This window comes from Chryseobacterium tagetis (assembly GCF_016735585.2).
Classification (GTDB): domain Bacteria; phylum Bacteroidota; class Bacteroidia; order Flavobacteriales; family Weeksellaceae; genus Chryseobacterium; species Chryseobacterium tagetis.
The window spans coordinates 1-26,540 of record NZ_JAERSE020000004.1 but is presented as its reverse complement, the minus strand read 5'-3'; the positions used below and the strand labels follow the sequence as shown (position 1 = coordinate 26,540).

Annotated in this window: 23 protein-coding genes and 1 tRNA gene; 15 read left to right on the top strand and 9 right to left on the bottom strand. The window is 34.8% G+C overall.

What is annotated here, in order from left to right:
* Positions 1 to 58 precede the first annotated feature (58 nt).
* From cobT to JI747_RS13955, 3 genes are read left to right on the top strand one after another with little or no spacing between them, the layout of a single operon-like run.
* The gene (cobT, locus tag JI747_RS13965) at positions 59 to 1,063 is read left to right on the top strand and encodes a nicotinate-nucleotide--dimethylbenzimidazole phosphoribosyltransferase (protein WP_225689518.1); all 1,005 of its coding nucleotides are present in this window, start codon (positions 59 to 61) and stop codon (positions 1,061 to 1,063) included.
* Complete coding sequence (locus JI747_RS13960) at positions 1,064 to 1,846, top strand: adenosylcobinamide-GDP ribazoletransferase (protein ID WP_225689517.1); 783 nt, start codon at positions 1,064 to 1,066, stop codon at positions 1,844 to 1,846.
* A complete protein-coding gene (locus JI747_RS13955; protein ID WP_225689516.1) occupies positions 1,831 to 2,385 on the top strand; it encodes a histidine phosphatase family protein in 555 nt (184 codons plus the stop codon). The genes JI747_RS13960 and JI747_RS13955 overlap by 16 nt, the downstream gene beginning before the upstream one ends.
* Positions 2,386 to 2,716: 331 nt before the next feature.
* Here JI747_RS13955 and JI747_RS13950 read toward each other — a convergent pair whose 3' ends face one another.
* The 3 genes from JI747_RS13950 to JI747_RS13940 all read right to left on the bottom strand — a co-directional run bounded on the left by JI747_RS13950 (position 2,717) and on the right by JI747_RS13940 (position 6,255).
* Positions 2,717 to 4,468, bottom strand: a complete 1,752-nt coding sequence (locus JI747_RS13950) for a hypothetical protein (protein ID WP_225689515.1) — start codon at positions 4,466 to 4,468, stop codon at positions 2,717 to 2,719.
* Positions 4,469 to 4,667: 199 nt separating this feature from the next.
* A tRNA-OTHER gene (locus tag JI747_RS13945) sits at positions 4,668 to 4,777 on the bottom strand.
* Positions 4,778 to 4,872: 95 nt separating this feature from the next.
* On the bottom strand, positions 4,873 to 6,255 hold the full coding sequence (locus tag JI747_RS13940) for an RtcB family protein (RefSeq protein ID WP_225689514.1): 1,383 nt from the start codon (positions 6,253 to 6,255) through the stop codon (positions 4,873 to 4,875).
* A 101-nt stretch (positions 6,256 to 6,356) separates the two neighbouring features.
* Here JI747_RS13940 and JI747_RS13935 point away from each other — a divergent pair, with 101 nt between their 5' ends.
* The 5 genes from JI747_RS13935 to JI747_RS20380 all read left to right on the top strand — a co-directional run bounded on the left by JI747_RS13935 (position 6,357) and on the right by JI747_RS20380 (position 12,328).
* Positions 6,357 to 10,352 carry a DEAD/DEAH box helicase gene (locus JI747_RS13935; protein ID WP_225689513.1) on the top strand — a complete coding sequence of 1,332 codons (3,996 nt, stop codon included), beginning with the start codon at positions 6,357 to 6,359 and terminating at the stop codon, positions 10,350 to 10,352.
* Positions 10,346 to 10,678 carry a HopJ type III effector protein gene (locus JI747_RS13930; protein WP_225690030.1) on the top strand — a complete coding sequence of 111 codons (333 nt, stop codon included), beginning with the start codon at positions 10,346 to 10,348 and terminating at the stop codon, positions 10,676 to 10,678. Before JI747_RS13935 ends, JI747_RS13930 begins: the two co-directional genes overlap by 7 nt.
* A 42-nt stretch (positions 10,679 to 10,720) precedes the next feature.
* Positions 10,721 to 11,053: a hypothetical protein gene (locus JI747_RS13925; protein WP_225689512.1), complete on the top strand. Its 333-nt coding sequence runs from the start codon at positions 10,721 to 10,723 to the stop codon at positions 11,051 to 11,053.
* Positions 11,054 to 11,117: 64 nt separating this feature from the next.
* Positions 11,118 to 12,137: a helix-turn-helix transcriptional regulator gene (locus JI747_RS13920; protein WP_225689511.1), complete on the top strand. Its 1,020-nt coding sequence runs from the start codon at positions 11,118 to 11,120 to the stop codon at positions 12,135 to 12,137.
* Between the two features lie 59 nt (positions 12,138 to 12,196).
* Positions 12,197 to 12,328, top strand: coding sequence for a hypothetical protein (locus JI747_RS20380; RefSeq protein WP_262904166.1), 132 nt, complete (start codon positions 12,197 to 12,199; stop codon positions 12,326 to 12,328).
* A 186-nt stretch (positions 12,329 to 12,514) separates the two neighbouring features.
* On the opposite strand, the gene JI747_RS13915 is transcribed toward JI747_RS20380, so the two are convergent.
* Complete coding sequence (locus tag JI747_RS13915; protein ID WP_225689510.1) at positions 12,515 to 13,699, bottom strand: DUF1501 domain-containing protein; 1,185 nt, start codon at positions 13,697 to 13,699, stop codon at positions 12,515 to 12,517.
* A gap of 89 nt (positions 13,700 to 13,788) precedes the next feature.
* A complete protein-coding gene (locus JI747_RS13910) occupies positions 13,789 to 15,171 on the bottom strand; it encodes a DUF1800 domain-containing protein (protein WP_225689509.1) in 1,383 nt (460 codons plus the stop codon).
* Positions 15,172 to 15,409: 238 nt separating this feature from the next.
* Between JI747_RS13910 and JI747_RS13905 the strand changes: the two genes are divergently transcribed.
* From JI747_RS13905 to JI747_RS13875, 7 genes are all read left to right on the top strand, one after another.
* Entirely contained in the window at positions 15,410 to 15,973 is a 564-nt protein-coding gene (locus JI747_RS13905; protein ID WP_225689508.1) for a hypothetical protein, read from the top strand.
* Between the two features lie 114 nt (positions 15,974 to 16,087).
* Positions 16,088 to 17,137, top strand: coding sequence for a glucokinase (locus JI747_RS13900; RefSeq protein ID WP_225689507.1), 1,050 nt, complete (start codon positions 16,088 to 16,090; stop codon positions 17,135 to 17,137).
* Positions 17,138 to 17,282: 145 nt separating this feature from the next.
* A complete protein-coding gene (locus JI747_RS13895; RefSeq protein ID WP_225689506.1) occupies positions 17,283 to 17,849 on the top strand; it encodes a YceI family protein in 567 nt (188 codons plus the stop codon).
* 78 nt (positions 17,850 to 17,927) lie between these two features.
* Positions 17,928 to 18,554: a YceI family protein gene (locus JI747_RS13890; protein ID WP_225689505.1), complete on the top strand. Its 627-nt coding sequence runs from the start codon at positions 17,928 to 17,930 to the stop codon at positions 18,552 to 18,554.
* 66 nt (positions 18,555 to 18,620) lie between these two features.
* Positions 18,621 to 19,262 (top strand): alpha/beta hydrolase family protein, encoded by a 642-nt coding sequence (locus tag JI747_RS13885; protein ID WP_225689504.1) that lies wholly within the window; start codon positions 18,621 to 18,623, stop codon positions 19,260 to 19,262.
* 105 nt (positions 19,263 to 19,367) lie between these two features.
* On the top strand, positions 19,368 to 20,711 hold the full coding sequence (locus JI747_RS13880) for an ammonium transporter (protein WP_225689503.1): 1,344 nt from the start codon (positions 19,368 to 19,370) through the stop codon (positions 20,709 to 20,711).
* A gap of 183 nt (positions 20,712 to 20,894) precedes the next feature.
* On the top strand, positions 20,895 to 22,313 hold the full coding sequence (locus tag JI747_RS13875) for an L-serine ammonia-lyase (protein WP_225689502.1): 1,419 nt from the start codon (positions 20,895 to 20,897) through the stop codon (positions 22,311 to 22,313).
* 56 nt (positions 22,314 to 22,369) lie between these two features.
* Here JI747_RS13875 and JI747_RS13870 read toward each other — a convergent pair whose 3' ends face one another.
* From JI747_RS13870 to JI747_RS13855, 4 genes are all read right to left on the bottom strand, one after another.
* A complete protein-coding gene (locus JI747_RS13870; protein ID WP_225689501.1) occupies positions 22,370 to 24,013 on the bottom strand; it encodes a serine hydrolase domain-containing protein in 1,644 nt (547 codons plus the stop codon).
* 6 nt (positions 24,014 to 24,019) lie between these two features.
* Positions 24,020 to 24,592 (bottom strand): YIP1 family protein, encoded by a 573-nt coding sequence (locus JI747_RS13865; RefSeq protein ID WP_225689500.1) that lies wholly within the window; start codon positions 24,590 to 24,592, stop codon positions 24,020 to 24,022.
* An 18-nt stretch (positions 24,593 to 24,610) separates the two neighbouring features.
* Positions 24,611 to 24,877: a DUF2089 family protein gene (locus JI747_RS13860; RefSeq protein ID WP_225689499.1), complete on the bottom strand. Its 267-nt coding sequence runs from the start codon at positions 24,875 to 24,877 to the stop codon at positions 24,611 to 24,613.
* Between the two features lie 139 nt (positions 24,878 to 25,016).
* Positions 25,017 to 25,862 (bottom strand): prephenate dehydrogenase, encoded by an 846-nt coding sequence (locus tag JI747_RS13855; RefSeq protein ID WP_225689498.1) that lies wholly within the window; start codon positions 25,860 to 25,862, stop codon positions 25,017 to 25,019.
* Positions 25,863 to 26,540 lie beyond the last annotated feature (678 nt).

Sequence of the window (26,540 nt, the reverse complement as noted above, 5' to 3'; positions counted from 1 at the left end):
TAGTAATTTGCATTCCATCATTTACTCTAATAAAAAGACAAAAACCTACATTACATCAATGTTAGCAGACGAATTACAACACAAAATCAATTTCAAGACAAAACCTTTAGGTGCATTAGGATTTTTAGAACAATTGGCTCATAAAATCGGAATGGTTCAGCAGACAACTTCTCCCCAATTAATCAAACCGCACATGGTTGTTTTTGCAGCCGATCACGGAATTGCAACAGCCGGAGTGAGTGCTTATCCACAGGAAGTTACTTATCAGATGGTGATGAATTTTTTAGGTGGAGGAGCGGCGATCAATGTTTTCTGCAGACAGAATGGGATTGACATAAAAATTGTGGATGCAGGTGTTAATTTTGATTTTCCGGAAGGCTTGGATTTGATCGATAAAAAAGTCCGAAAATCCAGTAGAAATATTTTGGAAGAGCCCGCAATGACTGCTGAAGAATATCAGTTAGCATTAGAAAACGGGAAGTCTGTTGTTGAAGAAATTGCTCAAACAGGCTGTAATATCATTGGTTTTGGGGAAATGGGAATCGGTAATACTTCGGCTTCTTCATTAATGATGAGCCAATTATTTAATATTCCGATCGCGGATTGTGTGGGAAGAGGAACGGGTTTAAATGATGTGCAGTTGCAGAATAAAATTGATCTTCTTTCAAAATCTATAGAAAAGTATTCAAATCTTGAAACTGTGGATGAAGTTGCCCGAACTTTCGGAGGATTGGAAATTGTTCAGATGATAGGTGCAATGGAAGAAGCATACCGAAAGAATATGCTGATCCTGATTGACGGATTTATCGCAACGGTTGCCATTTCTGCCTTATTTAAAAAAAATCCTGAAATAGTAAAGAACTGTATTTTCTGTCATGTAAGTGATGAATATGCACACATCAAATTGTTAGAATTATTAGGCCAAAAAGCTTTGCTGAATCTTAATCTGAGAGTAGGAGAGGGAACCGGTTGCGCATTGGCTTATCCACTGATTCAAAGTGCGGTTAATTTCTTGAATGAAATGTCGAGTTTTGAAGATGCTAATGTTTCAAATAAAGACTAAATGAAAGCGGTAAAGAATGAACTGATTTACTTCGCGACGGCGCTGATGTTTTTCACCCGGATTCCTGTTCCGTTCAAAGTTCCGTATTCAAGCGAGATTATGAACAGATCCCAGAAATATTTTTCTTGGGTTGGGTTATTGGTTGGATTAATCAATGCGGCTATTTTCTATCTTTCATTTAAGCTTTTTAATCTTGAAATAGCGATTGTTTTAATGATGATTTCAAGTGTTTTGCTGACCGGAGCTTTTCATGAAGATGGTTTTACCGATGTCTGTGACAGTTTTGGAGGCGGTTATGGAAAAGAGAAAATCATGACCATTATGAAAGACAGCCGTGTAGGAGCGTACGGAGCTATCGGAATCATTTTATTATTTGCGTTAAAATTTTTCAGCATTCAGAAATTAGGAAGTCTGGATATAATGAAAACTTTAGCCGTTATTATTTTTGCGCATACTTCAAGCCGGTTTATTTCGGGAACAATGATTTATACGCATCAATACGTTACGGATATTGACGTGAGCAAATCAAAACCGTTGGCGAATACAGCATTGGATGGAAAGTCTTTATTTATAAGTTTTTTAGCAGTTCTTATTGCCTTTTCATTGCTTCCGGATTGGCGATTACTTCCGGCTTTTATATTGGCTTATATTGGAAAAGTCTACCTGGGTTGGTATTTTAAAAAACATATCGGAGGGTATACCGGTGATTGCTTGGGAACCGTACAGCAGGTTTGTGAAGTGTTATTGTATCTGGGAACCATTATCGTATGGAAATTCATTTAATTCGTCATACTGCCGTAGAAAATCCGGATCATTTGTGTTACGGATTTGCCGAAATGCCTTTAAGAAAAGACTTTGAAGAAGATTTAAGGTCCATTCAAATTGATAGAGATTTTGATCTGATTATTTCAAGCCCGTCTCTGCGTTGTCAGTTATTGGCAAAATATTTTCAGCTGAACTATGAAACGGATGAAAGAATCCGTGAAATGAATTTTGGGGATTGGGAACTGAAAAAATGGGCGGAAATTCCGGAAGAGGAAATTAATCCGTGGTATGAAGATTTCATTACTATAAAAGCCAAAAACGGAGAGAATTTATTAGAAATGCAGCACCGTGTTTCTGAATTTTGGAATGAGTTGATTTCAAAAGAAAATACCAATACAATTTTAATTATCGCTCACGCCGGAGTTATGAGGTTGATTATTCAGGCTATTCTTCAGCTTCCTCTGGAAAATATGTTCAATATTCAGATTGATTATGGGAAAAGAGTTGTAATTGATGTGAAAAACGGATTGGTTTCTATTAAAAATATAAATATTTAATTGTCTCGCTGATTTACCTAATTGAGCAGATTTTGTAAAGGGGAATCGTGAATTCTTAACCTATTATTTGACCTGGGAAAATGGAGCGTTAAAAAAATTAAAACTTCATCCGTTAAAAAATTTCCACTGTTTGAAGCGTGACCGAAATTTTGAACCGAAGAGCTCATTTGGAATTCACGCAAGTTTTGGAAATTTTAGGATTAAATTTTAATTTTTAGCGGAAGTTTCCAAGTCTTGAATTTTTGTTTCTTTTGTTTCAAGACAAAAGAAAAATAACGATTTTAAACAAAAACGGCCATTTCAAGAATTCACTTAAAATGACAGTAAAAAGTTATTTGAAAATTTTGATGAAGCTGTCTTTTTCCAAGCTTTCCAAAGAAAAATCGAAGTCTGCTTCATCTTTATGAGAAGTGATTGTCGCACCCAGTTCTTCAACCAGATGATTGAAAGAAAATGCTTCATTCCATTGCTGATACAACGCTCGGGTTGCCATGACAGAAACTTCACTATTTCCGGAAACATGGGATTGACCTGCTCCGAAGTTTAACAGGACGAAACATTGTTTTCCGTCTTTTGGCAATAGCATTCCCAAGACCGTCTGTTTCTGAACCGAACTACATTTAGCTTCCGCAAAAACTTTATTAGGATCCATCATATAATCACGGGAAATCTGATCTCCTGTTCCAATTACAATTTTATAACCGCAATTGGCATCACCGTAGTACACGTTATTCATTACTAGAGTTGGCGTTATCAAACCTTTGTCAGCATATAAATATTCTACAGCACCTTTTGGAGCAGAAGTCATATCTCCGGAATACATCAATTGGCCGTTGTCTTGGTTGTAAGATGAATTCCAGCCGATCTTTCCGGCAACGTTCAATCCTGAAAGATCAAGGTCAAAACCTCCCCACGCATCTTCCCAATAAATTCCGACCGCCAGTTGTTCACCATAAAATCTTGTTCCCGTAGGAATATTTCCTACAAACATTTTTTCTGAGGTGGGTAAGGCAAATTCTACACTTTCAGGGAAATAGATTTTTTTTCCTGAAAGATCATATTTCAGCTTTAAATAATCTAAAATGAATTCGTAGTTTAATTTATTAACATACGTGTCCTGACCTCTTTTCACCCAAGATTTTCCGTTTCGGATTCTGTATACAAAAGTATCCTGACCATACATTCTGGAATGACAAGCCGATAACGCTTTAAACAAAGCAAACGGAGTGGCGTTTTCCAGCCAATGAAAATCTCCGACTTCTAATAATGTATTGGTAGCATCATTCAAAGGGTTTGTAATTAATGGCTGATGATAAGTTTTGGAAAGCTTCGAAATTTTATTGATTGTTTTCGGTGCTCTCTTTTTATACGCCAAAAATAAAGGCTTAAAACGGTTGAAAATTTCTGCCAGTTTTTCCAATCCGAAGTTTTCAAATAAATAAGTAGGATTGAATGAACTTTCCTTAATGAGATTGATCAGTTCATTATTTTTAATTAAAAGTGTCTCTTTTGTTGTTTTATAAATGACATAACGGAAAAATTCAACGGGATTTTCTGGATAAATATCATATCGGTCGGCTATTTTAATCACGGCTTCCTTGTTTCTGATATTTTCTTTTCCGGTAAAATCGTATTTCAGATCATTATGTAAAATATTCAGTAAATCATCGATCGTTTCTTCTTTTAAGGCTATACCCGATCTCAGAATAGAAAGACATTTTTCCCGCATTTCTTCTTCTGTATAGGCTTTGATGACTTTAAAATTCAGCTTTAGATCCGGAATATTCAATACTTCATTCGGAATATAAATTTCGTTTTGAAAATTACTTCCATACGTAGAAATATAATGGCTGATCTGTTCAAATAACAATTCTGCTCTTGAGCTTTCTTTTATCTTCTGCCACGATTTGTGGAAGGTTTTGTTAAGATCATTTCCATTCAGTTTTTCTTTGGCATAATAGGAAATAATTTCTTTTTTTGCCCAAACAGCATCAGACTCAATCATAAATCCGTTGTCTGAGATGAATGGTTTTTCATCAGATTTTCTTGCTAATACTGCATTGAATAGTTGTAATGTTTTCATTGTTTTAATTTTAAAAAAATAAGTGAGGAGTAGTTCTTTTAATGAAATGTATAGGAACTCCTTTTACCTATAGTTTTATAAAAGGCGGGGAGTAGTTTTCCAAATAATATAGGAACTCCCTTTGCCTTAAAATTTTGTAAAAAAGGCGGAAAGTAAATAGGGAAATATAGGAACTTTCTTTGCCTTAATGTTTATTCTGAAGAGCAGGCAGGACTCGAACCTGCGACCCACAACTTTGATGTTTTACAGGAACCTTTTTTGCCAATGGCGAAAAGTAATCTGTTGCTCTACCATCTGAGCTACTGCTCTTACCTTATTATGAAAGATTGGTTATTAGTTTTTAATTTTTAGCAGAAGTTTCCAAGTCTTGAATTTTTGTTTCTTTTGACTTGAATCAAAAGAAATTAAGCTTTTCTAAACTTCTTCTTTTTCTTCCAGGGTGCATTCTTTTGAACGTCACCCGCCATGATACATCCGTAAGGCATCACTTCATCCAGAACTTCACAAAGTCCAAATTCTTCAATCTGTGCTCTTACGTTTTTGGCACTTTTATAGGCCGTCGGAAGTTCGGAAATATCAATCTCGTTTGAATAAAAACGGATATCCAGTCCTTTTGTTTCCTTTGCAAAAATCTCTTCAGTCGTTTTATGAGCCAAAGATTTTTTATGTTGGCTTCTGCTGAAATTTCTTCCCGCTCCGTGGGGCGCAAAACCGAGATTTCTTTCATTGGTTTTTCCCTGAACAATTAGAACAGGTTCTGACATATTTAACGGAATCAATCTTGGTCCCGTAATATCCGGCATAAATTTATCATCTAATGGAGTGGCTCCTTTTGCGTGATAAAACAAATCTCCATCTTTGAAAACGAAATTATGCTCATTCCAATATCGGTCTTCTTTCTCGATTCCCAGTTTACTTAAAGTTGCATCATGAATAGAAATATGGTTTTCCTTCGTCCATGTTCTGATCAGTTGAAGCGCATCCCAATACGATTTTCCTTCTTGAGAATCATACGGAATCCAGGCATTTTCTCTTAGTGTTTCAGGAGAATTTTCCATTCTGAATTTATTCGCGACCTTCATTCCTTTATCGTATAGAGCAGCTCCCGGAGCTCTTGAAACGTGGTGAGTCACCAACATCGTATTTCCGGTATTCTTTGAAATTCCGACAAATAAGAAATGGTTTCCGTCACCTTGAGTTCCCATATGAGAACGCGCAATGCTTATCAGTTTCTCATCATTCAGGAAGTTATTTGCTCTGAAAGCATCCATCAATTCCTGAGACATCGGCATTTGTTCCCCTCTTGGTCTTCCTCCGTATCCGAAATGTGTGATAGAATGAGCAGCATCCAATACTTCTTTTGGATCCGCTTTTCCAAAATCCGTCAACATTACCGAACAGCAGATATCTGCACTATGGAATCCCGGATGAATCGCATTTTTCGCCACAACAACTCCACCTACAGGAATCTGACCAACCGGACCTGTCGGACACGCATCCGGCATGATGGCACCAGAAACTAAAGTCGGGGTTTTCATCAGGACGTTCATTGTATTGATTACTTTTTCCACATTATCGTTTTCACTTTCATGTTCCGCTCTGATGTTGATCACAAAATCTTTTGCGGTTTCATGAAGAGGAATCAGTTCAGGCTGTTTAAATTGCTCTAAATATTCCTTAATTTGATTTTCATCCAGATTATTTTCGTTAATATACGCAATCGCTTCTTTGAACCATTTTGCAGATTTATATCCTAATTCGATTAAGTGATTTCCATTAAATTCCATGTGTTCTCTCATTTTGTTGATGCAAAGTAAAAACTAAAGTGTGCAATGTTTTTGCGTATTAGAAAAATTTTATATTTTTATTCAAAATTATTTTACGCAAGATGGAAAACTTAACTCCGGAAATATTTCAGGCATTTCAAAACAAATTGAAAACAGGCAATAGAAGAGGTGTTCATTTAAATGCAATTCCCGGAAATTCAAGATATAAATTTGATCTTGCCCAGCTTTCTGAAATTCATAAAAGCCTTCCGGAGCATTTTATCATTGATCTTTTAACCCAAAAGAACGTTAATTTTAAACTCTCTATTCACGATAAAATTTCTGATGAGGTTGCTAAAGCTCAAGAAAAAGAAAGTATTTATCTGTTTGATGATGAGGAAACTGAAAAAACGGCAACAGAAACTTCTGTAGCTAAAGATAAAACACGGACAACGATATTAGAAAAACTTTCAGCAGGGCTGGAAAACCTGATTTTTCAAAATGAGGTCATACAATCTGAAAAGGGAATCAATTCTCTAGGGTTCGGTTTTCCGATTCTGATCAGAAAAGATATGGACGGTCAGATTTCTGCTTCTCCCATTCTGATTTGGTCTGTCAATATAAAACCTGTCAATGAGCTGAATACCTGGGAAATCAGCAGAACCGAAGATGACCCTATCTATGTGAATGAAGTTTTGATCAATCACCTGCAAAATGATTCAGGAATTGTATTGGAGCAGATTTCTGAGGAAATGCTTGCTGACGGAAAAATAGATAAACCTGAACTGTTACAGATTTGCCAAACCCTGTTGGATCAGCTTAAAATTACTCAGAATCTCGATTTTATCCTTAATAATTACGAGGAAATTCCATTAATCAAACCAAAAGCTTTTTATGAAGAGCAGCTTCAGAACAATGGAGATGCTCTTATTATTAAATCCGGTGTTTTTTCTATTTTTGAAGTTCAGAAACAGAATATCATTAATGATTATGAAGTGTTGAAAAGAGAATTTAAACCTCTTGAAAACGCAGTACAGCAGGATTTTCAATCCATTACCTCCATCGAGACCGATCCGTCTCAGCAGGGAATTTTAGAATCACTAAAATCACAGACGAAAATTCTTATTCAGGGTCCTCCGGGAACAGGGAAAAGCCAGACGTTGACCGCCGTTTTGGTCAATGCGTTGGAAAATAAACAAAAAACAATTGTTGTTTGCGAAAAACAGACTGCACTTGAAGTTTTATATAATGCGCTTCATAAACTTGGGCTGGATCGGTACTGTATTATGATCAAAGACAGTGTTTCAGACCGGAAGTTTGTGGTAGATGCAGTCCGTAATACAATTGATCCCGCCGATTTCAAAAAAACGGGACAGCCTTATTCTGTTCAGTCGCTGACTGATCAGCTGACGGAAATTTCACAGCATAAAACCACCATTAACACCGTTCATGAACTTCTGAATTCAGATTTGATTTCAGGTAAAAACTGGACGGAAATTGTAGGTGATCTTTTAACATTTCAGGATACCAAAGAAGCTATAAATGTTCAGGATATTCAGTTTTCTTTTACAGAAGAGGAGGGGAAAGAGATTGAATATATGCTGGAAAAGGGAAAAGAAGTCTATCAGGAATATCAGCCTTTTGAAAAATCTTCATTTATTAATCCTGAAAAGCTGATCCGTGAGAATTTTCATAACAGTCTGCAGAATTTGGATGGCTCTTTTCAGAACTACGAAAAGATGTGGGACGAAATTCAGTCACTGATTATTGATTTTAAACCTGTATATGAAGAGAAGAAAAAGCAGGACTTTAGCCAGAACTTTCAAAAATTATCTTCTTTAATCAATGAAACGGAAGTGATCACTTCTGTCCTGAATCAGAACTCTGAAGAATTTCACCCGGAAATTACAAACGGATTTTTCTATAAGTTCATGGCCTTATTTTCTTCCGCAAAGAAAAAGAAGATCACCCATCAAAAAAGATTGCTGGAAATAAGTTCCTCGATTAAACAGATCAGTCTGAACGAGTTTTTCCCTTTGATCGATCTCTCAGATCACCTATGGAACAATAGAAACGAAATTCTCAATTACCGTCAGAAAATACAGGATCTTCAGTCCGGATTTTCTTCCAAGCTGGAACAGCAGTTTAATAGCATTGATTTTCTGAATATTTTTGATCCTGTAATTTCAGGAAAAGAAACAGAGATCATTGCCCAGCGAATTCAGCAATTGAAGAAAAATATTTCTAATGATCAGTGGGTGAAAGATGTAAACTTTGGAAATACCTATCAAAACTTCGATCAGTATCTGATTTCTATTTTAGATCAGTACAGAACATACCGAAATGATCCTGAGAATCCTTTACTGGCAGAATTTAACTGGTTTTATTTTTACCAGCCTTTAAGTATTTTTCAGAAAAAAATATTGGAAAAGCTTCATTCAGTTAGTAATTGGAAGGCTTCTTTCTATGCTGCTTATTTTCCGTTGCTGTTACATAAATATTCTGATTCAAAGCTTAATTTTAACGAAAAGAATTACGAAGAAATTACGAAAGGCATTACCCAGTACAGATCTTCGCAGCAGAATTTTATTCAGTATTTCTGGAATGATTCTCAACAGAATGCGGTAAAGAATTTTGAACAAACCAATAAAGATATTACGGTTGCCAATCTTTATAATAAACGAAGCAGTGTAAATCATAAAAGATTAACATTGAGGCAGATTGTTCAGAAAGATATCGATCTTTTCACCAGCTTTTTCCCAATTATTCTTACAACTCCGGATGCTTGCAGCAATCTTTTTCAGGGGAAGAACTTTTATTTTGATCATGTAGTTTTTGATGAAGCCAGTCAGCTGAAACTGGAAGATAATCTTCCGGCAATGCTGAAAGGGAAAAATATCATTATTGCAGGTGATGAACATCAGATGCCGCCTTCAAATTATTTCAGCAAAGTTTTTGAGGGAACGATAGAAGATGAAGACGATATTGAATCTGAAAACGAGGTGATCACCTATAAAAATTCATTGTTGAATATTGAGTCTTTATTGGATTATGCCACAGAAAGTCAGTTTGAAAAAAATCATCTGGATTTCCATTACCGTTCAAAACATCCTTATTTGATCGACTTTTCCAATCACGCGTTCTACAACTCGCGTTTGAAACCGCTTCCTACAAAATCTGAAAATCTACCCATCGAGTTCTTTCAGGTGGATGGAGTTTTTGATGATCATACAAACAAACAAGAAGCAGATAAAGTACTGGAAATCTTACAGACTATTCAGCCTCTGAAAGATGGGAATTATCCGTCGGTGGGGATTGCTACTTTCAATATTTCGCAGCGAAATTATATTAAAAGAAAAATCGTTCAGGAAACCAGTCTTCCCGGAAATGAAATGTTTAAAGAAAAAATACATGGACTGGAAGCAGCCGGATTATTTATTAAAAACCTTGAAAACATTCAGGGAGATGAACGAGATATTATTATACTGTCGACAACCTATGGAAGAAAAGCGGGTGGAAAGTTTATCCAAAGTTTTGGTCCGATCAACCATACAAAAGGATATAAATTGCTGAACGTAATTGTCACAAGAGCGAAAGAAAAGATTTACGTTTGTAACTCGATTCCTGAAGAAATTTTCTCAAATTATAAAAGTGCTTTGGAACAGGAAGGTTCAAATAACAGAAAAGCTGTTTTGTATGCGTATCTGGCGTATTGTAAAGCAGTGAGCGATAAAAATGAAAATCAAAGGATTGAAATTCTGAATATACTGGATCAGTTTGGACATAGTAGTCATTCTGAAAAAAATAATAGCTCCAGTGCTTTTATAGACGTAATTTATAATCGATTACAGAACGATTTTCCTCATTTTAAACTGTTGAAAAATCATCATTTCGGTGGCTATGAATTTGACATTCTCATTGAAAAAGAAGACGGAAAATCTATTATAGTCGAAACAATGAGTAAAGAAAAATATTCTGGAAATCTTGGCTATCTGGAAGATGTACATAAAGAAAAGATCGTAAAAAATACAGGTTCTGAATACGTAAGAATATGGAGCCAGAACTGTTGGCAAAACCTGGATGCCGAAATACAAAAAATACATAGAAAAATATCATGACAGAACAATTGAAAAATGCGCCTGAAACCATTCAGTTTAAAGAAGTAATCGCTCATATTGATGACCATTACGATTTTACACCCACTAGATTTACGAATGGAAATACCGTGAATGAAGAAAACCAAAACAATGGTTCATGTAAAGTGTTCAGCTATGCAAAACTGAATAATTTGTCTAAAGAAGATACTTTGAATCTTTTTGGAGAATTTTACAGAGAAGATGTGTTGAAAAATCCTGAAGGAACAGATCATCAGAACATCAGAAACTTTATGGAGTTTGGCTGGGACGGAATTGCTTTTGAAGGAGAAGCTTTGCAAAAGAAATAGAAATTTTATAAAACTCTTTTAGAGGAAACTTCAATTGATACAATGCAATACAGACAGGAAAAAATATTTTGTAAAGGAAACTTCAAACTTATTACAGAGCAGAATGAATTCAGAATGTCATTATGGATTAACGGTTTTGGGTTAGAAAATGCAATAACGGGTGAAGAAATTATTCCCTTAATTTCATATTTCAATCTCGATCACATTGAGGAAGTAGATGAAGAAGTTTTGAAAATAAAGTTTAGAATTTATCCTGATGGCTCACAATATTATAGGGTAGAAGTACATCCATTTTCTAAAAGATTTATATATGAAGGCAGCATGTATTCAACAGATCATTTTCATAAAACCATTACAGGAGAAGATTTGGAGTAAATGTTATCAGAAAAACTTCATCTTACCTATTTTTTAACTGTCCGTTAATTTAAAATTCAGCAAAATGTCATCCAATAAAAACGCATTAATACGATATAAAACTTTAGATAAATGCTTAAAAAACAAGTATAAAAAATATACGCTTGAAGATTTGATCGACGAATGTTCTGAAGCATTATTTGAGTTTGAAGGAAAAGAATCTTTCGTAAGCAAACGTACAGTGCAGCTGGATTTGCAGAATATGCGAAGTGAAAAGTTCGGGTATGAAGCGCCGATTGAAGTGTATGAAAGAAAATATTACCGTTACAGCGATCCTGAATACAGTATTCATAATATTTCAGTGAATGAAAGTGACCTGAAAGCAATGAACAATGCGGTTCAGATCCTGAAACAGTTCAAAGATTTTTCGATGTTCAAGGAAATGAATGGGGTGATTCAGAAACTGGAAGATTCTATTCATTCTACCACCCAGAAATCTATTATCCATTTAGATAAAAATGAACAGCTGAAAGGATTGGAGCATATTGATGTTTTATATGACGCGATTTTAAATAAACGAGTTTTAAATATTACTTATAAAAGCTTTAAAGCCAGAGAATCCGATTCTTATATTGTACATCCGCAATTGCTGAAGGAGTTTAATAACCGTTGGTTTCTTATTTGTTTTAATAAAGACTATGCCTATAATCTGGCTTTAGACAGAATGGAAAATATCCAGATTGAAGAAAAAATTGAATATATCGATAAGCACCTGGATGGAGATGAGTATTTTAAAGATATTGTCGGCGTAACCGTTTCTCCTACAATGGTTCCGAGAAATGTTGTGTTTTTTGTAGATGCTGCCAATGCACCTTATGTTAAAACAAAACCCTTTCATGCAAGCCAGCAGATTCTGAACGAAACTCATGAAGGAACGATTTTTAAAATCTGCGTTCAGTTAAATTATGAATTGGAAAGACTTTTATTAGGATTCGGAGAATCTTTGGTGGTTCATAAACCGAGAAAACTAAGAATTCGTTTGCAGGAGAAATTCTTGGCGGCCCATAAAAACTATGAAAATTTTGTTGTAGATGATGAAGATTGAGAATTTTTAAATTTATGGCTCAAAAATTGTATCTCATAAAAAACATAAAAATAAATAGTATGAAATCAAGAATATTTAAAGCTGTTCTCGCGGTTGTAGCACCTTTGGTAATTGAATTTATAGTAAAGAAAATTTCCGAAAAACTGGATAAAAAACCACAGGAAGCAGAGCCTAAGAAACTTCCTGCCTAAAATTAGAAGTAGTTAGATTTAATATTATAGAAAAGAGACTGTTGATGTTGTAACAGTCTCTTTTTGCTTTTATATGAACGTACTGTCATTCTGACGAAGGAAGAATCTCAAAAAAATTCAGGATCTTATACATCCAACTTCATCAGCGACGAAGTCGAAACCTTTGCGTTTAAAAAATTCAAAAAACTAAACAAAATCATAAACCCCATTCTTCCAGCCCAACACTTTAGAAGAATCCGCTTTCAGCCAGTTTTTAAGAACCGTAGCATACACTTTTCTGAAATCTTCAGAATAAATTAAATCTCCCTCATTCAAATGAGTTAAATCAGGAAGCGTATTCAAAAGTCCTTTCTTCTTCAATCCTCCACTAATGAAAAACATCTGGTTGGCCGTTCCGTGATCCGTTCCATTGCTTGCATTTTGAGCAACACGACGACCGAATTCTGAGAACGTCATCAATAGAATATTGTCAAAAAGTCCGTTGCTTTTCATATCAGCAACGAAAGATTTTACAGCTTCATTAATGTCTGAGAACAATTTTTGCTGTCTTTCATTCTGATTCACATGCGTATCAAAACTTCCGATTGATAAATAATAAACTCTGGTATTGATATCGGACTTTATCAGTGAAGAAACGGTTTTAAAGTCCTTTCCCAGCTGAGAATTTGGGTACGTTTGTTCCGTTTTTTTAGCCTTACTCTTTTCAAAAATATAATCGGCATTGTTGATGGTTGAACCTAAAGTCTGATATAAATAAGAAACCGTTTCGTCCTCGTGATGATGATCATACAATGATTTAAAATATTTCTCCTGGCTGGTTTGGTACAGTCTTTTCGGATCTTTAAAAGCAAAAGCCTTGTTGTGTTCACCCTTTAAAGCCAGACTCAACATATCATCAACTTCCAGTGCCTGAGTCGGATGATCACAATTATAACATTCTTCATCCATAAATCTTCCCAGCCAGCCGGTTTCAAGATATTGATCGCTTCTGCTTGCGGAATGCCAAATATCCATACTTCGGAAATGGGATTTGTCGGGATTGGGATAACCTACATTGTTCATTACAGAAAGTTCGCCACTATCATATAACTCTTTAAAATAGGAGAGTGCAGGATTAATTCCCGCTTCATCGGTTAATGATAAAGAATCTTGAATGGCAATCTTATTTCTTTCTTTAAAATAAATATCGTTTCGGGTAGGAATGATTGTATTTAAACCGTCGTTTCCACCTGTGAACTGAAGCACGATCAGTATCTTGTCGTTCGGTTCCAAAGCGTCATCGAATGTCATTGCTTTCAGGAAATTCGGCATCAGTAAAGATGCGGTAGCCAATGAACTTATTTTTAGGAATTCTCTTCTTTTGATTAACATAAAAATTAGGTTTTAGGTTAAAGATGATAGGTTGCAGGGGATTCAGTCGACTTTAGCTAAGCTAAAATCTGTGACCTGCGACCTAAAAACTACATTAACTGATATTCTGGTGTTGACATTAGATTAATAACATTCATTTTCACACTATTGTCCGAGAAGCTTTTCACAGAACTCATGTCCAGTGATTTACTGTTTTGAATTAAATAATCCTCAACATTTTTTCCGTTGAAAATCTTTTCCACACGAGCCCAGTCGATCGTGATATTCGGATTTTTAAAACTTTTTGCCAAAGTATTCGTATTGTTTTTTAATCCCATATCCAGATCATCATCTTCTTTGGGACGATAATCAAGCGGACGTAAACCTGACCAGATCTGAGGAACTTGCAGCCTCAACATCAAAGTAGAACTGTCAATCCAGGATTTTCCGTTAGGCCAACCCGCAACATTAGGCGGATACAGCAACATTTGTCCCAGCAATTTCTGATACACAATGAGATTTTCCGGATTTTGAATATTCATCGGAAGTGTTCGCATCATTCCGGCCATCAGTTCAATCGGAGATTTTATTCGGTTACCGATATTTTTTTGATCATAAAACCATGAACTGGAGAAGATATCCTTCATCAGTTTTTTAATATCATAATCGGACTGGTAAAAACTTTCACTTAGCTTATTGACGATAGTTTCATCCACATTCTCATTCACAAAAAATTTGTAAATCTTAGTCGTAATAAATTTTGAAGTTGCTTTCTGTTCAAGGATGATATTTAAAGCGTCTGTTCCCGTAAAATTTCCGGTTTTGCCCAAAAATGTTTTTGTTCCTTCATCATGTTGTTTCTTTCTCTCTACAAAATTCCCTTCCTTATCAAATCCCCATCCTGTAAAAGCTCTTGCGCCTTCACGAATATCTTTTTCCGTATAATTTCCCCGTCCCATCGTGAAAAGTTCCATCACTTCACGGGCAAAATTTTCATTAGGATGATCTTTTTTATTTTGCTGATTATTTAAGAAATTCAGCATAGCCGGAGCCTGACTTACTTCAAACAAAAGATCTTTGAAGTTTCCCAGCGCATTTTTTCGGATGACATTTAATATTTGTCTGTTGAATTTGGGATTTACCACTCTCGAAGCAAAATGGCCGTGCCAGAAAAATGCCATCTTTTCTCTCATCTGCTCTTTGCTGTTCACCATTTTATCAAGAAAATTCAGATTCAGTTCCTCGTTTTGTTCGCGGTTGATCCTCTGCATTTCCTTTTTCTTTTCAGCAGGCGCTTTGTCATTCATGTAATCGACATTTTCTGCAATATCAGGCGTGTCATAATTAATGAAAAGAAAGGTTTCTTCTTTAAAGAGATCATTAATTAAGCCTTTAATATCTTTTTTATGAAGATCTTCAAACTGGTTGATTCCTGCGCCGAAACCTGCGCGCCAGAGAAGATGTTTGTTATTGGTGAGTGATGGGAGAGTCATACTGATATTTTATTTTTGGATAGATTTGGTGAAAAAAGGTTAAAATAATAACGGGTTAATAATCCTTAATATTGCTTACTGCGAAAAACGGATTAAACGATCATTTAAATTTAGTAAAATATAATTATTTGAAAATCATTATTTTGTGATTTTAATTAATGTTAAAGGAATCGGTTTTTCCTTGCTTGGCACGATTTTTACATCTTTCTGGTTAGTAAAATTTAAAAAATCAAGAGTTATGAAAATGTTTAAACAAGCAATTTTATTTGCTGGAATTTTAACAGCTGGGGTATTAAGTGCGCAGGACTCAAAAATGAATAATATGATTAAAGTAGGAGCAAATGCTGGTTTGGCAGTTCCTTCTGATAATGTTTCTGCGTCTGCAGGTGTGGATGTTTCTTATCAAAATCTGATTACACCTGGATTTGGTTTGGGTATTGCAACAGGATATACACATTATTTTGGAAAAAATAACAACGGATATAACAATAATGATGTAGGGGTAATTCCTGTAGGAGCATTGATCAGAATTTATCCGAAACAAACCGGATTTTACTTCGGAACCGACTTAGGATACGGATTCTTGGTTGGGGACGATAAAGTAGCTTCTAATTCTACAGTGGACAGACCTGATGGTGGTTTTTACATAAAACCGGAAATCGGATACCACAACCAAAGCTGGAATTTCTTTGTACAATATCAGAAAGTATTTGTAGGAAGTAAAGGAGATTTAGCCGGACAGGACTATAATGTGGGGAACATTGGAGTTGGATTCTCTTATAATATTCCTTTAGGAAAGTAGTAATATTTCATTATAAACAATTATTAACCAAACCTTTTCAGTTTTGTGAGAAGGTTTTTTATTTCCCTATAGAATTTACGAAAAGTATTATTATATTTGATAAAATTTGAGATTATGAACTTAAATCCAAAATTTCCGCTTTATCTACCAGGAGTAAAGAATGGTAATAATGACAATGTTTCGATTATTGGAGCAAGCCTTAGTGAAGATGTGACGACATTAGGTTATTTTGTTTCCGGTAATGAAGGGCTACAGATAAAAATTCAGACTAATTATCCTACGAAATCGTTTTCTTCTTTTTCTGAGATTTTAGAAAAATTTATTCAGGATAATCAGCTTGAAAATGTAAAACGATTGGGAATTGCAATTCCGGGGCCTGTAATGAATGGGAAAAGCCATCCAATACGATTAGGCTGGAGTTTTGATCAGGAAGAATTTATCACCAAGTTTGGTTTTGAAAGAGCCGATATGCTGAATGACCTTGAAGCTTCTGCTTACGGAATGGCACTTTTAGAAGATGATGATCTGGATCCTGTTTATACAGGCGGTCATCTTGAAAAAGGAAACGTAGCGATCATCGCACCTGGAAACGGGCTAGGTGAAGCAGGGTATTTCTTTGATGGGAAATATTTAAGACCTTTTGCTTCAGAAGGAGGACATTCCGAATTCTCTCCACGTACTAACGTAGAGGTAGAATTTTATCAGTTCTTAAATAACATTTATGGTATTGTAAGCTGGGAAAATGTACTTTCAAAAACAGGACTGTTTAATATCTACAGATTTTTGAGAGATGTAAAAAGACATCCTGAACCTGAATGGTTGGGCGAAAAGCTTACAAAAGGGGATTTTGTTAAGGAGTTATTCAAAGCTGCAATGGAAGAAGATGTTCTTATCTGTAAAATAGCTTTAGATACATTCCTTGAATTTTTGGCCAGAGAAGCAAACAATCTTGCGCTTAAACTGAAAGCGACAGGAGGACTGTTGATCTCAGGAGATATTCCTCAGTCGATAAGAGAATATATCAACAAAGAAAATTTCTACGAGAAATACAAAATCAGCGATAAGATGGAAGAAATGCTGAAGAGCATTCCAATCTATCTGATTAAGAATAATAATACAGCATTACACGGAGCAGCACTCTATACAGCTTATTATCAAGAATAAACAATATCTCCGAAGAAATTCGGAGATTTTTTTTGATGATATGATTCATAAAAATAGTTGATTTTATTGATGTACATCAATGAAATCTATCAGAGAAGTTGGTTATTTTTGCATCAGTAAAACAAACAAGTAATAACTTAATTCAATGAAAAAAATATTTTTATTAGCAGTTTTAGCTGGTGGATTGGCATTCGGACAAACAAAAAAAGTAGTAGCATCTGATGTACACTGGTGGGGATACAAAATTGCAAAATCTGAAGCTAGTTCTCACGACGGAACGATCAAAGTAAAATCTGGTAATGTAGTGTTGAAAGGAAATCAGGTTGTAGGAGGAACTTTCGTTCTGGATATGACTTCTATTAGCTCAACAGACCTTTCTGGAGAATATCAGCAAAAACTTAACGGGCATTTGAAGAACGGAGATTTCTTTGAAGTAGAAAAATACCCTACAGGAACTTTTGTAATCACTTCTGTAAAGAAAAACAACGACAAGACTTACAATAGCTTGGTAACAGGAAATCTTACTGTAAAAGGTAAAACAAATGCGGTTTCTTTCCCTGCTAAGATTGCAATTGCTAACGGAGCAGTAACAATTGAGTCTAATAAGTTCTCTTTTGACAGACAAAAATTTGATGTTGCTTACAAGTCTACGATGCAAGATGTTTTTGTGAAAGATGATATCGACATGACCGTAAAAGTGACTGCTAAATAATTTAAACAAAAAAAGATTGTTAAAAGTGTAGAAGTTCTACACTTTTTTTTATTTTTGTTGAATTGTAAATAAAAAAGAATGAAAAGATTACTATTGTTGGCTATGATGTGTGTTTGCATGTCATTTGTTTTTGCTCAAAAGAAAGGAGATAAAGTGATAAAGGTGACTTCATCAGAAATCAGATGGTGGGGTTATAAAGTTGTAAAAACTCAGGAAACGTCTCACTCAGGAACTGTAAAGCTGAAAAGCGGAAAATTCAATTTCGATAAAACCGTTTTGATTGATGGTGAGTTCGTTATTGATATGAGAAGCTTAATGGCGGGAGATGTTTCTGAAGAAGACCAGATAAAGCTTACAAACGATTTGAAAAGCACCAATTTCTTCGAGGTTAAAAAATTTCCAACGGCAACGTTTCATTTAACTAAAATTTTACCATTAGCAAACGGAACATACAATTCAACAGTATATGGTGATTTTACACTAAAAGGAGTTAGAAAGACAATTTCTTTCCCTGCGAACGTCTATATCACTCAGTTTACTGTTATTATTGAATCTGCTAAGTTCTCATTGAACAGAAGAGATTTCAAAGTATTCTACCAGTCTTCATTGAAAGATTACTTCATTAAAAATGAAATGGATATCCAGTTCAAGATTTCTACAGAGAAACTGGATAACGAAAACAGAGTTCCGGTAAAAAAGAAATAATTTTTTTTAACAATATTTAAATATGGGCAGCTTTCAGAAGTTGCCCATATTTTTTATTTTAGTAGGATGAAAATTTATATAATAAGCGGTTTGGGAGCCGATTTTAAAGTGTTGGAAAAGCTTGAGTTTCCTAAACAACATGAAATTATTTTTATAGATTGGCTTATTCCTGAGAAAAATGAAAGCTTTACGGCCTATATAAACAGAATGGCTGAAAAGGTTGATGATTCACAGCCGTTCTATCTCTTAGGCTATTCCTTTGGAGGGATCATGGTGCAGGAGATCAATAAATTGAAACCTGCAGAAAAAGTGGTGATCTTGGGAAGCATAAGATCAGATAAAGAAAAATCAAGATTAATAAGAGCCGGAGAAATTACTAGAATTCCTAAAATTTTGCCGGAAAGTTTATTCAATGAAAAAACAACAAGGGCTTATTCTGTACTTCGAAAATTTTTTGATCCTAAAAATCCTAAGGTTTTTCAATATTTTAGAGTCAAAGATCCATATTATTTAAAATGGTCGGTGGAAAAGATCTCTGAATGGAAATTTGAAGAAACATCAAAAGTTGTACAGATATTGGGAGACAGAGATATTGTCTTTCCTATTAAAAACTCAAAACCCGATTATGTTATCAAAGGAGGGACTCATCTTTTTCCTGCGACAAAATTTAAAGAAGTATCCCGTATTTTGCAGGAGGAATTCATTTAAAATGCATTTTATTTAAAATTAACCCTATTTTTTATAGGGTATTTTTATTTTTTTATTTGTTTTTGAAAATTTATTACTACTTTTGATAGGGTAATTAAAAATTTTATGAAAGTAGGGCTTAAATGGGTAGTGTCTTTTGCTATCATTTCTCTGGTCGCAGTTGGGGGACTGTTTTGGAGTCCCATTGTTGATTTTCCGAACACCGGGGAATTTCTTGATGAAAGCCATATCGTTGGAGCAGATGTTGCCTGGATTTTGGCGGCTGCAGGTTTGGTTTTGCTAATGACTCCCGGATTATCATTTTTCTATGGCGGAATGGTCGGAAAGAAAAATGTGATTTCTACCATGCTGCAGAGTTTTATTGCTTTGGGTGTGATTTCCATTTTATGGGTTGTCATTGGTTTTTCTCTTTCTTTTGGAGATTCTATTGGATTTACGATTGATGGGGAACATTACGGAATCATTGGAAATCCTTTAAGCTATCCTTTTTTCAGTAGAGTAGGAGTGTTGCCTCATAAAGCGATGGCTTCTACTATTCCATTTATCCTTTTTGCCTTATTTCAGATGAAATTTGCGGTGATTACCCCCGCTTTAATTACAGGATCATTTGCGGAAAGAGTAAGATTTATTTCTTATTTATTGTTTATGGTTTTGTTTAGCCTGTTTATTTATACCCCTTTATGTCATATGGTTTGGCATCCGGATGGACTTTTAAATAAATATTTTGGAGTAAAGGATTTTGCGGGAGGAACAGTCGTTCACATGAGTGCAGGCTTTGCAGCGTTGGCAGGAGCACTTGTTGTGGGGAATAGAAAAAATCCGCATCATGAACCTTCCAATATCTCATACGTTATGTTAGGAACAGGAATGCTGTGGTTCGGATGGTTTGGTTTCAATGCGGGTTCTGCTTTAAGTGCCAATGCAACGGCAGCAACTGCTTTCGGAACAACAACAATTGCTTCGGCTTCAGCAATGATGACTTGGATATTTTTTGACAGGATCAATAAACGAAAAGTTTCAGCTTTGGGAGCATGTATTGGCGCGGTTGTAGGTTTGGTTGCCATTACTCCGGCATGTGGTTTTGTTTCTGTTTCAGAAAGTCTTTTCATTGGTTTCATTTCGGCGATTGTTTCTAATCTGATGGTGAACTGGAAAACCTTAAAGAAAATAGACGATACATTAGATGTATTTGCCTGTCATGGAGTGGGAGGGATTATGGGAATGATCTTAACGGCAATTTTTGCTCATGGTGAAAATGCAAGTCTTCTTCATGGCGGAATTGAAGTATTTGCTCATCACATGATTGCGTTGGCTTTAGTCTCGTTATTTGCATTTTTTGGATCATTACTTTTATATAAGATTACAGATAGTATAATTACTTTACGAGTTTCCGAAGAATCGGAAGAGATGGGACTGGATATGTCTCAACATGAAGAAAGTATGTGTTAAAAATCAATTGTAAATTGCCAATTCATTTGTGAAGCAAAATTCACTATTGACAATTCACATCAATAATATTTTAAGTTCATATAGTTTTAATTTTGAAAGCCGGAGGTGAAATTTCATCTTCGGCTTTTGCTTTTCAATTTATCGTGTATCTTTGCGTTTAGGATAAAATGGTGAATTTTCTATATGGAATCAATATCGGTTTTTGAGATTATTAAAGTAGGGATAGGCCCGTCTAGTTCGCATACTATGGGACCTTGGAATGCAGCGTCTGCATTTATTAGAATTATAAAAAGAGAGAGAGCAATAGATGAAGTGAAGGAAGTATTTGTTGAGTTTTTCGGTTCACTGGCAAAAACGGGGATCGGGCACGGAACAGATATTGCCGGAATGCTTGGTTTAGCTGGGGAAGACTTTAAAACTATTGATACTACAAAAATTGATGAAAAAATTGAGACAATAAAAACAACGCAGATTCTTAATCTGGGTGGTGAAAAAGAAATTCCTTTTATTTACGGCCATCATTTGATTTTAAATATGCAAAAGTCTTTAGATTATCATCCGAACGGAATGATCTTTAAGGCAATTTTCGAAGACGGAACTGAGCTTGTTCAGGATTTTTATTCTGTAGGGGGAGGATTTATTATGAGTCAGGAAAAAAAATCTATTGAAAAGCAATGTATCCGTACCTTATATCCTTGTCATAAATCTTCAGATATTGTAAAATATTGCGATAAACTGGGACTGAGTAAAATTTCAGATTTAATTCTGATGAATGAAGAAAGCTGGAGAACTCAGGAGGAGACAAGAGAAGAAGCGCTTTATATCTGGCAGCAGATTAAAGAATGTATCTATAAAGGCGTAAATAAAGAAGGAATTCTTCCGGGCGGTTTGAATGTTACAAGGAGAGCAGCCGGAATGAACAGAAAATTATTAGGCGATAAAATCTATAAAAATAAAGACGAATGGTTTCAGCAGGTAGTCGATGCTGAAGAGAATTTTACCAATATCAATAAATGGATTGCGTGCTTTGCTTTAGCTGTCAATGAAGAAAACGCAAGCTTCGGAAGAATTATCACGGCACCTACAAACGGAGCAAGTGGAGTGATTCCGGCAGTTTTGATGTATTCTCAGGCGTTTACAGAATCAATAAGCGAAGAAGATATTGTAAGATTCTTATTGGTAGCAGGTGAAATAGGAACTTTGTTCAAGAAAAATGCGACGATCTCTGCAGCAATGGGAGGTTGCCAGGCGGAAATCGGGGTTTCATCGGCAATGGCAGCAGCAGGTTTGACGGAAATTTTAGGGGGAAGTGTTGGTCAGGTTTTAATGGCGGCGGAAATTGCAATGGAACATCATTTAGGACTTACATGTGATCCGATCAAAGGATTGGTTCAGATTCCATGTATTGAAAGAAATACGATGGGAGCGATAAAAGCAATCACGGCAGCGAATATTGCATTAGAAAGTGATCCTGCAAAAGCAAAAGTAACTTTAGATGAGGTGATTCAGACCATGTGGGAAACCGCTTTGGCTATGAGCGACCGTTTTAAAGAAACTTCAGAAGGAGGATTGGCAATTGCGGTGAATGTTCCGGAATGTTAAGAAGACTTTTAATTTAAATAGAAAAAACCTCAGATTTTATGTCTGAGGTTTTTCATTTATTTTTTCTTGTTGAATAAAAACTTTCCGCCGCCTTGTTCCAGCTGCATTTCTTCTTTTTCAGGAAAGAAAGTCATCTTTAGACCCGCATTGTCAAATTTAAACTCATTTTTTTCTACATGTTCTAGTGGGAACTCAGGTTGTCCAGTTCCTTGACCGAATAATCCTCCGTTTTTAATGAAAACTTTAATTCCTAAAGGAATCTCTTTGGATGAGTAATCTCCAATATATTGTTTCAATTCAGTTTCAGTGATTTTTGTAGTTGAAAATGTTGGCAAGCTAAATTCTTTACTATATAGTATGCTGAAAATATCAATGATAAAATTATTCGCTCCTATTCGGTCGGCGTTTAAAGAATAAGAAATTGAAATATCATCTTCACCATTATAAATCATCAATGAATTGGTTCCGTAAGTTCCGCCGCTGTGTCCTACAAATGTTTTTGAATAAAATGGAACTAAAGCGAGCCCCATTCCAAATCGATCCTCTTTAGGCATCATAGAAGAAAGACTTTCTTTCGAAACTATTTTTCCTGCAAAAAGAGCATTCAGAATAATATTTAGAGTAGTCGGAGTGGTAGCGATATCACCTACACCGATTACATTGTTGAAATCAAAATCTTTCACAGGTTCCCATGCATTGGCATAGCTATAAGGACTGAAAACATTAGTAGGTTTCTGACTGGCGGTATAAAAGTTTTTCAATTGTAAAGGCTGTACAAATGTCTCCTTTAAATTATCTGCGTAAGACTTTTTACTGATTTTTTCTAAAATCTTTGTCAGTAAATAATATCCCGAATTTGAATACTGAACCTTTGTTCCCGGTTCAAATAAAGACCCTTGCTCTATGATGTGATTCATGATCTGCTCTTCAGAAGCCTTTTCTGTAAGCCATTTCATTGTATTTTTTCCGACAACATAATCTCCAAGACCAGAAGAATGATGTAGCAATTGTGAAATCGTTATTTTTTCAGCGTTCGGGATTTTAGGATAAAACTTTGAAAGTTTGTCATTAAGGCTCAATTGCTTGTTTTCAATAAGCTTAAATAGCATCATGGCGGTCATCGATTTTGTGATAGAACCGATCTGAAAAGTTACTTTGTCTTTTTGAGATAGGCCGGCTTCACCAAAATTTCTTTTGTAAACCTCTTTTCCTCCTTTAAAAATTGATATCTCACCCGCTTCAGCATTATTTTTCTCTAAATAAGAAATGAAATCATCAATTTTACTTAAACTTTGCGGAAGATTATCTGATAATTGTAGAACTTTAAGTTTTTCGTAGTCTTTATTATCCTTTTTATCATAAGGTTTTAAAACTAAAGGAGAAGTATTTCCATTCTGAATAAAATTACCTGAAATAATATTGTTTTCAAGTTTTCCTTTATAAGAAGCATTTGCGCTTGTTATTTCTAAAGATAATTCGTTGTTGATGAAGGAGGTTTTTTCTGCAGGAATACCTTCAACTCCTTGTGCGGGGCTATCAAGTAAAGCCTTATAAGAACTGTTTTCCTTATCTATATGAATAATAATAGGAAACTTATCTCCTTCAATATCTAATTCTCCCTTCCATGAACCGACTATTTGCTGTGCGAAAAATTGTTGAATACTTAATAAAAAGAGAATGAATAAAGTTTTGGTTTTCATAGTTTTTTAAAATATAAATTGACAAGTGATGGTGGTAACAATAATTAAGAATGCAAAAATGACAATCTGTTTCCAGTCCTTACTATTGGTTGCTGTTTTGAAGCCATTATAAATAAGAGTCATTCCGTAAGCAATTAATAAAAGAGCCGAAAAACTGAAAATACAGACAACAATAAGATCTACAGGAGAAATAGTTGCCGGATTTTTTTCTGCCATTGCGCTTATAGATTCCAAACTGTTCTTAATAATAGGAAGTTCGCTGATCAGAATAATAAAAATTCCGGGGATCTGGGAAATTAAAATGGTATTAACAATATCAATCAATCTCGTTCTTTTATTATATATTTTTCCGAGGATGAAAAAAATAATGACTGCAATAAGATAGCTCAGTAAACTATAACCAATACTTTCAATTAATGAACTTTTTTCATCGGTATATCTGTAGTGAAAAATGCTGTCTACCTGTAAACCGAATAAATTGCATAAGAGTAATGTAATTCCTAATGATACTATTCCTGCAATAAGAAGTTGATTCTCGTTATATTTTGAAAAAGGGTTGAAAATTGTTTTCCAATTCATGTTGATGAGTTTTTTGATTTAGTTTTTTAATACATTGATTTTTTGAATAAGATCATCCATTTTATTTCTCATGGTAGGATAGGAGAGATCTGCCTGCTTTGCCATTTCCTTAATGCTTCCGCTGGATAAGAAAAAATTGAGAATAAATTCCTGCTCATCACGATTGAGTTTTAGAATAACAGGAAGTTCGTAATCTCCATTTACTTCAGTAGTACAGTTGGGGCATTTCATCTGACTCACATTTAAAGTATGGTCACAACTGGGACAAATAATAGGTAGTTTCATTTAAAATGTTTTTACAAATGTAATATTAATTTTAATAAAATTAAAAAATATTTTAATAAAGTTAAAATTTAGATTGAATATATAGAATAAAAAAACTTCCGGTTAAGGAAGTTTTATATGACTGGAATAATGTAAGTACTTACTTATCAAGTATTTCTCTTATTTTATTAGCATTTGAGATCAATTCTCCCAAATATTCATAGTTTTCTTTTTCTAAAGCAGCTTTGAATTTTCTTAATTGAGAGATATGCTCATTCAGAACATCAAGAACATTTTCCTTATTCTGTTTGAAGATGGGAACCCACATTTCCGGATGCGACTTTGCCAAACGTACAGTACTTGAAAACCCGGAGCTGGCCAGTTGGAAAATCGTTTCCTCCTCACGTTCTTTTTCCAAAACTGTATTAGCTAAGGCGTAAGAAGTGATATGAGAGATGTGGGAAATATACGCGGTGTGAATATCGTGATCTTTAGCATTCATATATATAGGATGCATGTCAAGAGCATACACAATCTTTTCAGCTAGAGCAAATGCGTCTTCTGCAGAATCCTCTTTATTGCAAATAACTCCGGCTTTTCCTGAAAAACTTTCCGCTATCGCAGACTTTGGACCATTGTTTTCCGTTCCCCACATCGGGTGAAAAGCAACATATCTCGATCTTTTAGGATGATTTTTAACCATTTCCACGATTCCTGATTTGGTAGAACCACAGTCCATTACCGTTTGATTATCTGAAATCAAGTCCAGAACCTTTGGTAGAAGTGCTCTTGTTGCATCTACAGGAACTGCAATAATGATGAGGTCAGAATTTTTGATCCCATCTTCTAGATTTGCTTTCTCGTTGATAATGTGAAGATCTATACCTTCATTAAGGTGCTGTTCATTGTTGTCAATCCCATAAATATAAGTTGCAAGGCCTTTCTGTTTTAATTTTAAAGCTATTGAGCCGCCTATTAACCCTACACCAATAATACCTATTTTCATTTTTCTCTAATTTTAAAAATCAAAAAACCCCGTCTTAGGACGAGGTTTGAATTATATATATAAGAATTCCTTATCCCATTATTGAGTTAAAAATTCTATAATAATATGTTCTGTTGTTAGAAATCATACTGCGAAGGTATAAAATAATTTTCAAATGCAGATATTTGTTACATATATATAATAGAATGTTTTCAATTGTCCCTTACCAAAATCGGTTCAAGAAGCATTTCAGGAATGAACAATAAATAATTTTGCCATTGTGGATAAGTATCAATAACTATTTAAGTATAATTAAACCAGTTTTTTACATATAAAAGTTTCCCACAATTAGGATTCCGTTTAAATTTTATGTTAACAAAGTTTGTTTTGTATTGTGTAAAGGATCTATCTTTGCCCCACTGAAAACGAGAGAAAATCAGTAAGCGCAGAAGAGCCTTTAGGTGGGCATAAAGATTAATAAAACTACTTTAGGGATACGAATAAAACAAACAAAACTTTTTAAAAATAAAAGTTGCGGGAGTTAAAAAGTTTTGTATCTTTGCAGTCCGGTAAAACGGGAAGCGCAGGAGTGAGATTGAATGTTTGATATAAGGGATTAAGGTCATCAAAAAACTTTAAAATTTTCTTCAAAAACATTTGGTCGGTAAGAAATAAATTTTTACTTTTGCACTCGCAAAT